16 protein-coding genes and 1 pseudogene are annotated in these 15,755 nt (G+C 40.8%); 14 read left to right on the plus strand and 3 right to left on the minus strand.

The genetic code is table 11. The annotated features are described in order from the left end of the window. Positions 1–13: 13 nt before the first annotated feature. The 10 genes and pseudogenes from ACTHPM_RS05915 to ACTHPM_RS05960 form a co-directional block, all read left to right on the plus strand. The gene (locus ACTHPM_RS05915) at positions 14–379 is read left to right on the plus strand and encodes a nitrite reductase (NAD(P)H) small subunit (RefSeq protein WP_440394268.1); all 366 of its coding nucleotides are present in this window, start codon (positions 14–16) and stop codon (positions 377–379) included. Further along, positions 372–1,205: a uroporphyrinogen-III synthase gene (locus tag ACTHPM_RS05920; RefSeq protein ID WP_440394269.1), complete on the plus strand. Its 834-nt coding sequence runs from the start codon at positions 372–374 to the stop codon at positions 1,203–1,205. Before ACTHPM_RS05915 ends, ACTHPM_RS05920 begins: the two co-directional genes overlap by 8 nt. 418 nt (positions 1,206–1,623) lie before the next feature. Continuing rightward, positions 1,624–2,106, plus strand: coding sequence for a DinB family protein (locus ACTHPM_RS05925; protein ID WP_440394270.1), 483 nt, complete (start codon positions 1,624–1,626; stop codon positions 2,104–2,106). 343 nt (positions 2,107–2,449) lie between these two features. Further along, a complete protein-coding gene (locus tag ACTHPM_RS05930; RefSeq protein ID WP_440394271.1) occupies positions 2,450–2,653 on the plus strand; it encodes a helix-turn-helix transcriptional regulator in 204 nt (67 codons plus the stop codon). 1 nt (position 2,654) lies between these two features. Then, complete coding sequence (locus ACTHPM_RS05935) at positions 2,655–3,050, plus strand: hypothetical protein (protein WP_440394272.1); 396 nt, start codon at positions 2,655–2,657, stop codon at positions 3,048–3,050. A gap of 154 nt (positions 3,051–3,204) precedes the next feature. Then, positions 3,205–3,684, plus strand: a complete 480-nt coding sequence (locus ACTHPM_RS05940; protein ID WP_440394273.1) for a GyrI-like domain-containing protein — start codon at positions 3,205–3,207, stop codon at positions 3,682–3,684. Positions 3,685–3,879: 195 nt separating this feature from the next. Next, positions 3,880–4,353, plus strand: coding sequence for a GNAT family N-acetyltransferase (locus ACTHPM_RS05945; protein WP_440394274.1), 474 nt, complete (start codon positions 3,880–3,882; stop codon positions 4,351–4,353). A gap of 542 nt (positions 4,354–4,895) precedes the next feature. Further along, positions 4,896–5,519 carry a flavin reductase family protein gene (locus ACTHPM_RS05950; RefSeq protein ID WP_440394275.1) on the plus strand — a complete coding sequence of 208 codons (624 nt, stop codon included), beginning with the start codon at positions 4,896–4,898 and terminating at the stop codon, positions 5,517–5,519. Positions 5,520–5,992: 473 nt separating this feature from the next. Further along, a complete protein-coding gene (locus tag ACTHPM_RS05955) occupies positions 5,993–7,090 on the plus strand; it encodes an L-dopachrome tautomerase-related protein (RefSeq protein ID WP_440394276.1) in 1,098 nt (365 codons plus the stop codon). A 143-nt stretch (positions 7,091–7,233) separates the two neighbouring features. Further along, positions 7,234–7,581, plus strand: a pseudogene (locus ACTHPM_RS05960) (ATP-binding cassette domain-containing protein); the annotation flags it as partial. A gap of 362 nt (positions 7,582–7,943) precedes the next feature. On the opposite strand, the gene ACTHPM_RS05965 reads toward ACTHPM_RS05960, so the two are convergent. The 3 genes from ACTHPM_RS05965 to ACTHPM_RS05975 form a co-directional block, all read right to left on the minus strand. Then, a complete protein-coding gene (locus ACTHPM_RS05965) occupies positions 7,944–8,954 on the minus strand; it encodes an alcohol dehydrogenase catalytic domain-containing protein (RefSeq protein WP_440394277.1) in 1,011 nt (336 codons plus the stop codon). A gap of 65 nt (positions 8,955–9,019) precedes the next feature. Further along, a complete protein-coding gene (locus tag ACTHPM_RS05970) occupies positions 9,020–9,901 on the minus strand; it encodes an SDR family oxidoreductase (RefSeq protein ID WP_440394278.1) in 882 nt (293 codons plus the stop codon). Between the two features lie 286 nt (positions 9,902–10,187). Continuing rightward, positions 10,188–10,625, minus strand: a complete 438-nt coding sequence (locus tag ACTHPM_RS05975) for an Rrf2 family transcriptional regulator (RefSeq protein WP_440394279.1) — start codon at positions 10,623–10,625, stop codon at positions 10,188–10,190. A gap of 471 nt (positions 10,626–11,096) precedes the next feature. On the opposite strand from ACTHPM_RS05975, the gene ACTHPM_RS05980 reads away from it, so the two are divergent. The 4 genes from ACTHPM_RS05980 (at position 11,097) to ACTHPM_RS05995 (ending at position 15,565) form a co-directional block, all read left to right on the plus strand. After that, complete coding sequence (locus ACTHPM_RS05980) at positions 11,097–11,393, plus strand: hypothetical protein (RefSeq protein ID WP_440394280.1); 297 nt, start codon at positions 11,097–11,099, stop codon at positions 11,391–11,393. A gap of 1,207 nt (positions 11,394–12,600) precedes the next feature. Then, the gene (locus ACTHPM_RS05985) at positions 12,601–12,891 is read left to right on the plus strand and encodes a hypothetical protein (RefSeq protein WP_440394281.1); all 291 of its coding nucleotides are present in this window, start codon (positions 12,601–12,603) and stop codon (positions 12,889–12,891) included. A gap of 607 nt (positions 12,892–13,498) precedes the next feature. Next, positions 13,499–14,614 (plus strand): hypothetical protein, encoded by a 1,116-nt coding sequence (locus tag ACTHPM_RS05990; RefSeq protein WP_440394282.1) that lies wholly within the window; start codon positions 13,499–13,501, stop codon positions 14,612–14,614. A 309-nt stretch (positions 14,615–14,923) separates the two neighbouring features. Then, positions 14,924–15,565 carry a hypothetical protein gene (locus ACTHPM_RS05995; protein ID WP_440394283.1) on the plus strand — a complete coding sequence of 214 codons (642 nt, stop codon included), beginning with the start codon at positions 14,924–14,926 and terminating at the stop codon, positions 15,563–15,565. Positions 15,566–15,755: the final 190 nt, after the last annotated feature.

Genomic DNA, 15,755 nt, shown 5'->3' on the forward strand with positions numbered 1-15,755 from the left:
AAGGGGCTGCAAGATGGAACCGATATTGAATAGAAATGAATACACGTATTACCTTGTTGGCAATGTGGATGATTTCACGGAGAGACTGGGACGGGTGGTGCGCTTGGGTAAGGAAGAGATTGCGGTATTCAAGACAACGGACGGACAAATCTATGCACTTGAGAATAAAAGCCCTGGGCCGCGCGGAGGCACGATTGCAGATGGAATTGTATCCGGGGAGGTCTTGTTCGATCCGATCTGTGACTGGAAAATTTCGTTGATGGATGGTCAGGTGCTTGATCCTGATAAGGGACAGGTTCGGACCTATCCGGTTCAAGTTCTCGGGAACGAGGTGCGAATTGGATTACTTACGAATGAGGGAGGGCTGTTCCATGAGTAAAGACCTTCAGAACAAAAAAATTGTCATTGCCGGGTCGCAAAAAACAGAAGAAATGGCTGAAATTATTAAACGAAGAGGTGGAATCCCCCTTGTCCGTTCACTTCAAGGGTTAACGGATTCGGATCCGATTGAAGTGGAAGAGGATGTAAAGCAATTTATCAAGCAGGGTGCAGACTGGTTTATTTTCACGACAGGCATTGGGTTTAAAGCGATGATCCAGGCTGCGGAGAGGCTTAACGCTGTACCTGAATTCGAAGAGAGATTGAAAAAAACGAAGATAGCCTGCCGCGGTTATAAAACAAACGCCTTTTTAAAGAAATCTGGTATTCATCCGGTCGTCTGTGATGATGATGGAACGTTTGCCAGTATGATCGAAAAGCTTGAGGTGTTTGATTTTACCGATCAAAAGGTGTGGATTCAGCTTCATGGCGAGTTGTCGTCGCAGTTATATCAGTTTATCCAAAGCAAAGGCAGCATGGATGTTCAGGTCGTACTGCCTTATCGTTATCATGCTCCAGAGCAGGAGACGCTTGCATCGATTATGAATGAACTGATTCAGCGAGAAGTGGATGCCGTTTGTTTCACGACAAGACTTCAAGTCGGATATTTATTTGATTATGCAAGAGAACATGGACGTGAAGAAGAGGTGAGATCCGTCTTTGAACAGGATGTGCTGGCTGCCGCTGTCGGCAAAGTAACGGCTGAAGCGCTTCGAGATAGAGGGATAAGCCGGATGATCGTGCCGGAGAAAGAACGAATGGGTGCTTTAATTGTGGAGATCGCTCATTATTATGAAGGTCAGCAAAGTGGAGTAAAGTCAGATTAAAAGCGTCATGGGGAGGAAGTAGTCGGGTATTCTTCATTGTGTACCGGCTAATAAAAGGAAGAATCATGACGGCAGCCATGACTCTTCCTTTTTCATTCTGGGGTACAGCCATCATCTTTACGACAATATACGATAAGACATTCTATGTATGTAAGTAAACTAAAGCGATCCTCTTTAGTGTAGGAGAATCGGCTAAGCCCAAAAAAACACTCGTTATTTTACTCCATTCTTTTCTTCATATAACATCTCGAGTGCTTCACGTTTGTGCCGGCTTAATATTTAATTGAGGACGGAAGGAGAATAGCGGTTCAAGGAAGCCCAGCTATTACAAGAACTCGTACCGATTGCCGAAAATGACAGTAACTTTTTGGTGTGGTGGATTCTGCATATGAAAGGAAGTTGAGGGATGGAGCTCTTCTTGAAGCAATACGATTATGTTCAACGTACACGCGAGATACTGTTTAATTATTGTGAGAAAATGACAAACTATGAATATATAACGGAAGTGGTGCAATTCGGTCGTGGGTCGATTCGCGAGACGCATTTCCATGTTGCGAAGTGCTATGCTTTTTGGCTCGGAGAGTTCGGTTTGGGGCGTACTTTCGATTGGAGGTTGGAGACGGTCATGGATGTAGCCGCGATGCGCAGTTTATTTGCAGAAGCGGATACATTGGTTCACGAATTTTTGGAACACTATCTACGGAATTTTGAGACGCGAATTGAAGGTCAGTTTAGCGGAGAAAAGTTTGTAGCTACACCGCTTTGGCTTTTCACACATACTATGACGCACGAGTTTCACCACAAGGGGCAAATTGCCACGATGGGACGGATGAAAGGACATATTCCACCTGACCTGGATTTAATAATGACAGATGGATATGAGGAGACCTCACTGCGCTAGTTTCGTTCAACAAACGGGAAACGATAGTGTGGAGCTGCCGCAAGGGTAGCTCCTCTTTGATGTTATTGAAGTAATAGGTATATCTTCATGTGCTTCATCTTCAACAACAACTCGTTGGCACACCTAGCCAAACCAGGTACAACTAGCCGGTGGAAGTCCGGTCGAGGTAAGAGCCAGGTCGCCTTGTAGCTGACAGGCAACTGGTGGAGACCAAGGATTTCGCTAAACGGATAAATCGTCATTTAGAGGTCTTTAATAAAAATGTAAAACATGTTTGACATTTATGATGGATCTGAATATAGTATAAAATGTAAAGAATATTTGACATAAAGATGGTGGCTGAATGAAGAACCGCATTAAACTGCTCCGAAAAATCAAAAAACTATCGCAAGAGGAACTTGCGGAAAGATGTAACGTATCGAGGCAAACGATTAATGCGATCGAGAATGACAAGTATGATCCTAGTCTTGTATTGGCGTTTGCTTTGTCCGACATTCTGGAAACCAGTGTTGATGAGTTATTTATTAATAAAGAGGATGGTGAGTGAGATGAAGAAGACGTTTTATGTACAGGGTTGGATATTGTTATGTATTGCGGTTATTTTATTCATGATCGTGACTTGGACTGATGTACAGACAGGAAATTTTCTATCCAAGGGAAATTTGCTAATGCTCGTTATTTTGCTGGGTGGCGGATTACAGCTCTTTACTTGGCGGAATGATGAGAGAGCCAAAAAAGATGAAATGGGAAAACATATTGTGTATCGAAGTTCATTGCTCAGTTACCGCATTTTAGTCGTTGCGCTTTTTGCATTGTGGTTAATAGATCGGTACTTGTATAATCGGACAAATGAGTTTGGGAATGAAATGTTATTCACCGGCTTCTGCATCTCTCTTATCATACTGCCTGCTTATCAATTTATTCTATCTAAAAGATATCGATAATAAGGTGTAAGCCAGGGACCTTTATCGTTATAGGTGGGGGAGAACAATGGGCCGAACACTAAACAGTATCATATTTTGATATGATTCATGATTATGATAAACCTATCAAGTGAATAAACAAATCCATTGAATCATCAAAAAAGGAGCTGGAATCATGGCAACGTATACCTTTGAGGAAAAAGAAAGCTTTATCGTTCTTGGTATTGGAACGGAGCTGAAGAGCGATTACACGGATTATGCAGGCATGAATAAGGAGAAAGAAAACTTTTGGCGGTCAGTGGAGCAGGATGGAAGTCTTGACACGTTAAAGGCAATTGCTACAAACAACTATATTTTTGCCGTAAACGAAGCGGTAAATCACAAGATGATGTATTATGCTGGCGTGATGACAGATTCATCGTTGCTGGAAGAACACAGAGTGATCCAATTCCCTAAGGGACAATACCTCGTCGTTAAAGGCGAGGGGAAGTCGGCCGATGAGTTGAGTAGCATGCTTACTGGCATTGCCTTTGGTCAAGTCTTGCCAGCAGATGATAATTACGCCTATGTTGGCGGGCCCAATGCTACGGTTGAGATGGGGCAGCGGGACAGCCTTGTATATGGAGAAATGTGGATTCCGGTTGTGAAGAAGTAAACGAGATCAGCACGAGGAATGAGGGAATGTCAACCATTCGAAATACGAAATGAATTGTGGCAAGAAAACTGTTGACAAGAAAGTAAATGGTGTCTAATTAGACTTTGAGGAGGAAACAAGTGAACAAGATAGTCGATGCGGTAACAAACTCAAAAGAAGAAACCTCAAAATCCTCTTTAGAAAGTGGTGTCAGTTATGATTCAAATAAAGAAATGCACTTTTGATGATTATGAGATTGTTGATAATTTATTTAGGAGACTTATTAATGAAATAATTATAAAGACAACAGGAGATCAGAGTCTATTTAGTTTGACTGATACAAGAAAGGCATTTAATCAAGGGATGGAGCAAGGGATATACTCGGTGTTTATGGCGATATCTGGTGGTCAAACAATTGGATTTATTGCAATGTGCGAGAGTTTTTCTCTATACGCTGATGGTAGATTTGGAATCATACAAGAACTATACGTACTTGAAAACTATCGCTCAATGAATGTCGGTGGAGAGTTATTGAAGTTTGCGATAAATTATGGTCAGGAGAAGGGTTGGAAACGACTTGAGGTTTGCACGCCTCCTATACCAGAGTTTGAAAGAACTTTAGAGTTCTATGAGAAGAATGAATTTTCAATTACAGGTGGAAAGAAACTAAAGATAATGGTAAGCGAGTAAGGTGTTCATAGAAAAACATGACTTCAGCTAACAACATATTCACGCATCCGGCATTCGCCCCCGGTCCGGCAGAAGTTAGAAGTGTATTCGGGAAAGCAGCTCAGTAGCGGAGGACGTAGAATCAGCCGGACACATCCGCACCGACTAACCGCATAAGGTTAGAAAAATGCGTGAAAGCAAGACGAGTAACAAAAAAGAAGTTAACAAGAAAAACTGTCGAAGGACAAGAACATGATCCCATTGAAAGTCGCTAATATAGCGGCTTTTTTATTGCCGTAAAGGACAAGTACACATTCCGATTACCGATTAGTTCTGCAATTAGAGGAACCAATGACCAGCCGGGAGATCAGACTATTACGAAACAATTTTGGAGTTGGGGGATGCTTCCATCCTCTTTTTACTTCTCTTTAAGTTGTTTAAGAGGGCCACAGTACCGGGATACAATGTCTAAATCTTGCTGTCTTACTCCGTCCCCCTATATCCTGTCAAAGGCGTGTGATAAATTAATGAAAAATGGATCTCAGAGGAGAAGTGATTTGGTTATGCATACAGTAATTGAACCTAAAATTCTTTACTTTGGTACCTCCGTCGTGCTTATAAGTACTATTAATGAAGACAGAACGCCAAATCTGGCTCCTATGTCCTCAGCCTGGTGGCTCAATCAATCATGTATGCTCGGTATGAGCAGCAAGTCTCAAACAGTTCAGAATTTAATCCGGGAACAAGAGTGTGTACTTAATCTCCCATCCATTAACTTGATTCCTGCTGTGGATCGGCTAACCCTATTAACAGGACGTAATCCGGTGCCGGAATCCAAAGCAATGAGAGGCTATAAGTATGAACCAGATAAATTCGGTATCGCAGGGTTAACCCAAATGCCGTCACAACTTGTTCAAGCACCACGTGTCAAAGAATGCCCTGTCCAACTGGAAGCCAAATTTGTGAAGATGCATCCATTCGAACAACCAAGTTCCCTTGTCGCCATGGAAGTGCGTATTGAAAAAGTTCATATCGAAGATTTTCTTCTAATGAATGCTAACTCAAACTATGTTGATCCTTCAAAATGGAATCCGATGATTATGAATTTCTGCGAATATTTTGGTCTAGGCGAGCAACGATCTGCATCCAAATTAGCACCCGTGTTCGGACCGAAATCTATAAAATAGGCTTAAAATACGCAGTATCTGAAATAAGGTGCATTTGAGCCATAAACCTTTATTAGTCATCGGTCATCGATACTAAGTGGCGCGACATTGCCGAAGGGCTCTGAGCGTATGCTGATATTTAATCAGCTTCCAACGTTTATGTAGAGGATGTACTCGCAGCTTGCTCGTGTTTGAAAGTTGGCTGTAAACGATCAGTTTACGCGAGAGCAGGTTGCTGCTATTATCGTTCGTCTGATGGAGTATGCAGAAATTCTCTAAACATTATAATTAACTTCTTCGATTCCCGGGTCCTGGAGAACAAAACAAAAAACAGCCATTATTCGCGTTGAAAGCGAAGAGGCTGTTTTTTTGCATTCTTCGCAATATAATCCCACAGTATCCATCTCGATGATAAATTTAACAAGATCCAGGCACTACATAAAATTTTCATCATATATAGGTGATATCCGTTTAGATTTGATGAGGAGGATATCATGCAACCTATGTTACCTATGGAAAAGTATTTTGGGCGGTTTGAGCTAGTGCATGCTTTTTATGGGGCTATGCCTACAGGTGTCAGCGTTTCGGAAACCGGTCGTATTTTTGTATGCTTTCCGAAATGGGGAGACGATGTCCAATTTACTGTGGCGGAAATTGTTGAGGGTGAGTTACAGCCTTATCCCAATTTAGAAACCAATGTGGTTAATACTGCGAATATTACGATGTCTTTCGTCAGTGTCCAAAGTATCGTTGCTGACGGTAGAGGAACACTTTGGGTACTGGATACAGGGGCACCAAATTTTTCTGAACCTATTCAAGGGGGAGCAAAATTAGTAGCTGTTGATTTAAGCACGAACACAATAAGGAGAGTATATACCTTTACTGAAGATGTTGTTTTGCCAACAACCTATCTGAATGACGTCCGTTTGGATTTTCGGGTAGGAAGAGCAGGCTATGCATATATAACGGATTCTTCTTCCAGAGGGCCAGGGGCTATTATCGTTGTGGATTTAGAAAACGGGAACGCGTCTAGACGGTTAAATGGGGCAGTATCAACTTCACCTGATTCTTCTTTTTTACCAAAAGTAGAAGGGGAAATATTGATGAATCGAACCCCGGACGGCTCAACTTCCCCTTTTAGAATGGCTTCCGATAGTTTAGCGATTTCTCTGGATGGTAAGGTTTTATTTTATGCTCCGCTAACCAGCCGTCAACTGTTCTCGATCTCAACAGAAGCCCTAAGAGACAGAAGGATACAGGACATGAATTTATCTCAATATGTGCAGTATTGGGGGGAAAAAGGTGCGTCTGACGGAATGATCACCGGCTCAAAAGGAACCGTTTATGCAGGAGACTATGAAAATAATAGCATCCGGAAAATATTGCCGAATGGCGCAATGGAAACCATCGCGCATGATCCGAGAATTTTATGGCCGGATACTTTTTCGATTGGCCCCGATCAATACTTATATGTCATTGTGAATCAATTACATCGGCAGGCGAGATTTCATTATGGGAGAGACCTGCGGGAAAAACCATATAGTTTACTTCGGTTGAGAATTGATGAATTCCCTGCTCCTACCTTTTCATAAAATCTAAGAGGGAAAAGGACAAGTTACAGGGTGACAAGAACACGGTCCCATTTGAAGTCGCTATTTTAGCGGCTTATTTTGTTATAACGGTACAAGTTCTGATCCCGAGCCAAGGACAAGAACATGCATCCTTTCCCGAATGAAATACGGAAATCGGGGAGAGAGGTGTCAAGCTTTCAGGAGGACAAAAGCAAAGAATTGCCATTGCACGCGTCTTCCTTAAAAATCCCGGAATGATCATTTTGGATGAAGCAACCTCTGCACTTGATTTGGAGTCGGAACGTTTGGTTCAAGAATCGCTTGAACGATTGGTCAAAAACTGAACAACGATCATCATAGCGCATCGTCTTTCGACGATTACTCATGCAGACAGGATCATTCTAATCGAGCATGGCGAAATCATGGAGCAGGGGACGCATACAGAATTACTTAAGGCCAATGGCCCTTATGCACGATTACATCATGTACAAAAAGCTAGAGATGCTATTTAGTCAAAAATACTGTCGGAGGACGACAACATGGTCCCATATACCATCACAGAATGTATTATAGGTTTTTTTGTTTTTCGGTACAAGTTCTTGTCCCGATTGCCGTAAAGGACAAGAACATAATCCGATTACCGATTAGATAAGCATCAAACCAAGTCCTGGATTGTTTACATTGCATTTACGTAATAAGTATTGGCACAACGCAAAAAAAACAAAACTACTGGATGACGTATTTCCTTTTTTTCTTAAAAAGATGGAGAATTTAAAGGATAACAACATAAGTTGTTGTCCTTTATAACATTAATTACTTTTAAAAAAACGGCGCTGGTTCCCTGAAGGGGTAACCAGTGCCGCAGGAGCAATATTTAAAATTTCAAAAGGATGTTCCCTTTTTTTTCAGGCGCACTAACAGCTTTCACTGCATGGTGGATTTCTGATAAATCAAATTCCGTGTATCTTGATAACATCGTTTTCGCATGGGTTCCAATCTCAATGGCTGCTTTCATGTCTTGCATACGCTCTTCTGCCGTTACATCTTCCTGCCAGGTCATGATTGTGACCCCGGCCAGTGTAAGCGCCTTGCCAGAAAAAGCGGTCATGTCTGACGATCCATTTGCTAAAGCGCCGTAGGAAACGATGCGGCCTTTAACAGCCAACAGGTCGCATAGTTCTGCGAGCATGTCGCCCCCAACCCCATCAACGGCCAGAATAATATCATCTCCGGCTACTTTGCGCACCTCAGCCTGCCAACCATCAACGTCAGTGGAGATCACAATCCCACCAGGCAGCACCCTTTCCAGATGTTCACCAGACTGTTTGGAGCGCACGAGGCGGATGGGGGCGATTCCTAGCTGTAGGGCAAAATAAGTAATCATCTTCGCCACCGAAGATGATGCCCCGGTTTGAATCAGCCACGCCGGGCGTGACTCGAGTTCACCCAATGCTGCCCGAAGCACCTGCCGGGCTGTGATGGTATTAATGAGCACTTGCGTCGCGATCTCATCGGACATATCATCGGGCAAGGCCACCAGAGCCTGGACGGGAACGGTTACATAGCTCTGCCAAGCCCCCGGGTAAAAGAATGCCACGCGCATGCCCACCATTAAACCAGTTCCATCCAGCGCACCCTGTGCGGCATCCTCGATAACTCCTGCTGCCTCGAGGCCAGGCAATCGGCCTTCAGGCAACTTCTCCGAGGGGTTGGAGCCTTTTGCGGCGATCAACTGGAGATCACCCGGATGAATCACGCTTCTTGCAACTCTGACCAATACTTCGCCTTCGGCGAGCTTATAGTCAAAAGTTGTAGACTCCACCTCAAGAACCTCTTGAGGATCACCGAAGCGATACTGGATGATGCGTTGCCCTTTGCGTGCCATATCATGTCCTCCTTGCAAACAACTCAATTTTTTTATACAGAGTTACGTTAGTAACATGCCAGCTTTCAATCTTCAACTTTAGAAAGGGATATTTGTTTTTTAAAGAATTCCTTATATGTCATTGGTTTTCGGCCAATCAGACGTTCAAGATCCCCAGACGTTTCCGAGAATTCTCCAGTGTTAATTGCTCGCACCCAACCTAATAAGAATTCATTCCTAAAATCAGGCCAGCCCATGGCGTCAATATATTCTTTTTCGCTAATGGCCTCATAGGGGATATTTTGCTCACTAATCTCCGAGAGGGCTTCAGCGATGTCTGCAAAAGAGCTTCCCTCGCTGCCACTTAGATGATATATATTATTTTCGTGCCCGTTTTGGGTGAGAACAGCCACGTTGGCTGCCGCCAAATCATCCAGAGATGCAGCGGCTACTTTACCGGAACCCTCTGGCACTCGCACGCCGCCGACTTTAATCACATCTCCGTAAAACAAATGCATGGCATCAAGATACGGTGGATTCCGCAGGATTGTATAGTCTAATCCGGATGCTTTAAGCGTTTGTTCAGCAAATAAGTCTGACATCGTTACTTCGGGCAAAATTAGATTTGAATTTTCTTTTCGTATGATCGACGTGAAGATGACTTGCTTAACCCCAGCCTGCTTTGCAGCAGCGATGACGTTGAAATGTTGTGTATTGCGATCGGTAAATGCTACCGCGGAAATGAGCATAACTTTTTCAACACCATCAAAAGCTCGTATAAGAGAGTTATAATCAAAATAGTCGCCCTGGTGCGCTTCCACACCTTCTTTAACAAATCTTTCTATTTTTTCAGATTCTGGATCACGTACCAATACAGCGACCTGATTTGACGGAACTTTTTTAAGAAGAAGATCTAGTGTCCTGCTGCCGAGATTACCTGTTGCTCCAGTAATAAGTATTTTGCCCATTTTAATTTCCCCTTTGAATATTTAATGTGTTAATTGCTTTAACCTTACAACCTAAAAAACTAATCGCAATTTTCCGAATCGTTCACCAGTGAAAGACCATATGATCGACTGAAAAGCCCTTTACATTAAATGGCATGATTGTCGAAGACGGTAAGGGTTCGTGATTTACAAGATATTTCAACCGATAACACTTGGTTTACACAGTTGCTGGCGCTAGCAGCCTTAGAATCTATCGTAACTGAAACCGTTACGGTTACACCAAGGTCTAAAAAAAAAGGCTTTTATCTTAATGTGCCTTTTTTAATAGATCATCTACAACATCTTGTATAGTGAAGCTAGCGAGAACATCTTCCATAGATATTTCAACTTTTTTAAATATAATCGCAAGAACATTTTGAATATTAGCTCCAACAATGCAGGACAGTTCTGTATTTTCATGAATCTGAAACAGGTGCCCCTCTTTCACAACATCAACCGCTCGATATACGTCAAGCAAGGTTATCTGGTCAATTGGCTTTAAAAGAGTTGTTCCCCCATAACCTAAACTCACATTGACCAAGCCTGCTTTTTTCAACATACCGGTTACTCGACGAATAACTACCGGATTTGTGTTTACACTGCTCGCAACTAGCTCAGAAGTACAAATAGTATTTTTCCCTATCGATAACATGCTCAGTATATGAATCGCTACAGAGAATCTAGCGCTGATTTTGACTTTGGTCACCCCCTTTATGTAACCATAATAGTTACACAAATGTTATTTGTCAACATTTGAAGACTGAAAATTTCTACAAATCTTTATATAACTGGATGATCAGATGACTTTAAAGGATAGCTACACTGTTTCAATAGTGAATCATGCAATACAGATAACATTTATCCAAGTAAAATAGGATAACCATTTAGAGTAAGCCTGTGATCGGGACAAGCTTCCTCCTTTTTTCGGCTTGTTCAGCTACTGCTGTAGCGCCGTACTCCTTGTCGAATCCTCCAGTAAGTTGGGTTAAAAAGGAGATATCTAAGAATTCTAGAGCCGTTCAGATTAATAATATAGGACAAATAATATTATCAATTACCGAGAAGTTAATGACTTCTAGTGGAACTGGGAAATGGGAGGATATTTCTCTACCCAGTCATCTCGCTCAGTTCCAGCTAATTAAAGGATAATATTATTTGCCTCTTTAAGGACACCTCTTTGGTAATTTACAATACGAATCAAAAAAAATGGAAGGAAGTAGATAATGGAGAAGCGATTAGCTTAATTCTTAAAGATAATGAAAACTTTTACGCGTTTTCTGAAGAACAGGGAGAGGTATCCGTGATTATGAATGAAGGTGATGCTACTGGTTGGTCTTCGGGTATTATCCATAAAATGAGTAAGGGGTATTTAACAAGCGTAAAAAGTTCAGAAGGAAATATCTATTTAGCCTCAATTCCCGCTTATACGAAAATTAAGGGCTATGAAATATACATACATGCGGAACCAAGATGATAGCAACATGAATAGCTTTATAAAGGTACAGTAGCTCAATAATAAATAAAACCTTATTTGTTTGGAGGGAGGAGATCCATATCGAAAGATCTATTAAAGACAAATTTACAAAAGAAATTCTTTTAGAGGCAACAGGTCGGTTTGGCATTAACTTTGCAGATACTATAGAACTTGACGGTTTTCAAAATTTTGTGTTTTTAGGGAAACCTTTTACACCTCTGATGAAAATCTCGATGCTCGTTATAAGTAACCCTGATGAAGAGAACTTAAAGCTACAAAAGTCAGTTGATAAATATGTGAAAGATTAAGTTTTTTATTTGTAGTAATAATAAAATGAAGGGAAGAACAACGACAATCGTCAATGGGTACAAGTTCTTGTACTCAGATATGATACGCGGTAGCACTGATATGTGAGACTCTCCGTACAAATTGTAAGTTTTCAAATGAAAACTCAACAATGTATTGATACAAAGATTCTTTTTTGGATTTTGGGAAAAATTATTATCCAATTTAGTGAGAATTTTTTCAATGCCTGGCTGGAGATAGCAGGGGAGAGAAGTTACGAAATTAGCGCACCTTCTTGGAATGAAATAAATGAGATGGAAATCGGTCTTTTCCAATAATAGCTTTTAAATATAATTTTATTGAGAAAAGCTCATCAAGTTGTGTTGAGTATCACCATTTAGAAAATGAAACTTACCAAAAATCAGTTGACGCTTTGTAGGATTTTGACACAAATGTGGTTACATTATGGAGGAAAGAACATAATCAACCTGAGCTTGATTAAGCTAACGGGCAGGATAGTTGAATAACACAGATTAATAAGCAGGCGCTGATGCCTGCTTATTCTATAATCAAAGTAACAATGTAAATCAAGATAAAGTGATAAATGAAATTGTTGAGATAGATCAGAGATAAAATGTCGGTGGACAAGAACATGGTCCCAGTGAAAGTCGCTATTAGCGGCTTTTTTTGTTTTATCGGTACAAGTTCTTGTCCCGAGCCAAGGACAAGAACATGTTCCGATTACCGATTAGATAAGCATTTAAGTACTGTTCTAATTTTTAAGCTAACGGCAGGGTAGTCCATTAATTTCGCGAATACTCTACATATGGAGTTATTTACGAAATTCGTGAATAAAACGTTATTCGTAATTATTGCTTCAATAATATGAAGACCATTAGTGCAAGAAAGGATTGGATAGATTATGAATAATCCAGAACTAATAACTAATTGGTTTGTTGAAGAATCGGAGTTTGAAACTGTACGTGAGGCGCATGAGTGGGTTTATAGTGATGCATATAACAAGATTGGATATTTATATGATGGGTACAAATCCAAGGATCCTAAATTAGCGTACGCATTACTTTTTGAATTAGTTAGATCAAATACAATTCATGAACATAGACATGATGTACATTGCGATGAAGAGTATTTGAATGGAACAATAATATATAGAGTCTGGGTAAGTAACAAGAAATATGAATCATTAATTTAGCAAATGTGAATGGACGATGATGAAATAAAGGCAATAGGAAATAGTTCTGAAGGTAAGTCTAGAAGCTAGCGTGGCAACATTCAGAAGATCGAAAGATAAGTGGATTTTGAAGTTGCCATCCTTCATACCATGAACTGTCATGAAATAAATCAAGACATACTTCCCTGTCAAATACCACCAAAAGATCTGATACATCTTCATAATGAATTATATTTGTTATTGAGTTTCCAATCAGAGCTTCCAGGCCAATTTTTTGTAGTCTCCACGCCAGGTGGGGGCTACTCATATTGTAAAGAATTTTAGAAATTCGATCTTGATATATCGAGCCAGAACCTGATAATGCGATACGTGTGTATCACAGAGTAGGGTTTCAATTGCTTGGCAATATGTTCGTATGGTGTAAACCTTGTTAGTGAAACTAACAGAGAAAGTGGTGGTATTTGTCCATCGCTCTTTATATAAACAACTCTATTCAATTAACGGGAGACTGCCGGCGAACGATTGGCAGTTTTTTGTGTTTATGTTCAGAACAGTTATAATTTATTTTTCCCAAAAAATAGGAAACTGTATTTGATATAATCATAAAGAACAACAAGGAGGTTATCTGATGGTTGATGTTTTTGCTGTAGCTGACATTATTGTAAAACATATTAAGACCCATTTCCCTCAAGATGTTGCTATTGTCGGATACTACGGATCATATTTACAGGGTCGAGCGACTGAACGATCGGATTTGGATTTCTTTTTCATTCCGGCCACTGCCAAAGGAAGAGAAGTGGAGTGCCAGTTTATTATCGACGGTATAAGTTTTGATTTCTGGCCAATCGCATGGGATCGTGCTGAAAGAATGGCAAAATCTGAGGAGTGGAGCACGACGATTATTGCAGACTGTGAGCTGTTATATGTTCGATCAGAAGATGATCTTGCTAGGTTCATGGGGCTCCGTGAGATAATATCCAACATGGGCAGTGAGTCCAAAGCAGCTGACTTGATCAGCAAAGCCGAATCCGTATTGAAGGATTGCCTGATCAACTTGGCTAAAATGCGGCTTACTGAAGCCTCCAAGGAGTTGGTCTATTGTCGAACCCAGGCTCAAGAGATCGCGGCAAATATTTTTAAGTCGCTTGGCTTCTTGAACCAAATTTACTATAAGCGCAGTTGGGGGCATTATCGCGAGCAAGTCAGAAATCTCCCCATTAAGCCGGATCAACTGGATCAATACCTTGATACCATTATGTTCAGCCGTACGCCAAATGAAATAATGTCAGCGTGTGAGAAACTAACTGGAGATACGCTTCGCCTTATATCGGAGCGACAAAACAGACGAGAAGAAATTCGCTCTTTCAGCGGACGAATGAAGGGGTATTACGAAGAGGAAAGGGGAATGATGAACAAACTGCTAACCGCATGCGACAAAGAACATTACGAAACAGCTTTCTTCGTAGCAATTGGCGTACAAGATGGGCTAGCCCGAATTTTGTACGCCGCGGAAAAGGGACGTTGGCCTAGTCATGTTGACTTGGGTGAGCATCGCGAGTTTTACGCTCGTTATGGGTATCCAGATCTTGTCGCGCTCTTGGATCCAACCGACTTTGAACCGTTGCGAATAGCCGTTCTGCAGCTTATTGAAAAGTTAGAGAATCATCTCAAAGCAGAAGGTGTATCATTAAACCAGTTTGACTCTGTTGGTGAATTCGAGACTTATTATGAAAGTAAAGTCTAGATGTCATAGCGCGTTGGTTTGAGAGCCGGGGGTGGTTTACATCATTTTTATCGTTCATGGGATTTGGGAACAAGCTATGCACATCCTTCGCCCGAATATGACAAAATTTGAAGCGATACGGCAAATTGTGGTGCAATATGGATATTAAACTTATGGGTGGGATAACGAGAAGGAAGGAATTAACCAAAATATGTCGAATACAATTGATTAAGCTAGTGAAAGGGGTATTACATATGTGGTTTTACAGTTACAGAAAACCAATAAGAATCCGTCACCTACCTCAAAATTAAAAAATTGAGGAGGATTAAAATGAAAATAAATGATAATTATTTGAAGGAACAATTAAAGCATGTATATTGGTTAAATGGTGGTTGTTGTGCAGGGAAGACCACAATGACAAAGAAATTTGTTAATGAGTTAGGATTTCAAACACTGGAAGATAATGTGATGAAGTACAGACCATTCACAAATCCAGTTGAATACCCTGCCTTACAGTATCCTCATTCGGGTTTAGATTGGGATAAATGGTTTAATAAACCCAATGATGAACATGTTCATTGGCTCTTTCAAATTGTTGAAGAGATGATGGAATTTTTTGTTGCGGATTTGTTAAAAATGCCTACCGATAAACCAATCATTATAGACTTAGGAATTATGCCTGAGCGTATATTACCGTTTATTCCAAAAGAAAGAATGATTTGCCTTCATACTTCTGACGAAGAAATAGAAAGGCTATATTTCTTTAGAGAAGACCATAAGATGATTTTGGATGTTATTAATCTTACATCAAACCCAGCGGCAACAATCGCAAATGGCAATAAAAACATGGTTAGATTTTCTCATGATGTAAGAAGTGCTTGCATTCGAAATGGCATCAAAACACTGGAAAGAACACCCGAATTGAGTGTTGAAGAACAGTTTAAATTAGTTTGTGAGCATTTCGGATTATGAGATGAAAACAAACAATCGTTGATTTCATTGGTTGGTAACACAATTAGTAGCCTGTTGAACTAACAAAGAACGATAGTGTAATAAAAGGAATGTCCGTTCAAAAACCCACTTCCCGTTAAAGGAGTGGGTTTTTGTTTAAATCGTTATGTAAACCTTGTGGTCAAACTGTACTTTGTGCTTAGATACATTG

Origin of the sequence: Paenibacillus sp. SAFN-054, from assembly GCF_051966755.1 — a bacterium.
Taxonomy (GTDB): domain Bacteria; phylum Bacillota; class Bacilli; order Paenibacillales; family Paenibacillaceae; genus Paenibacillus_AQ.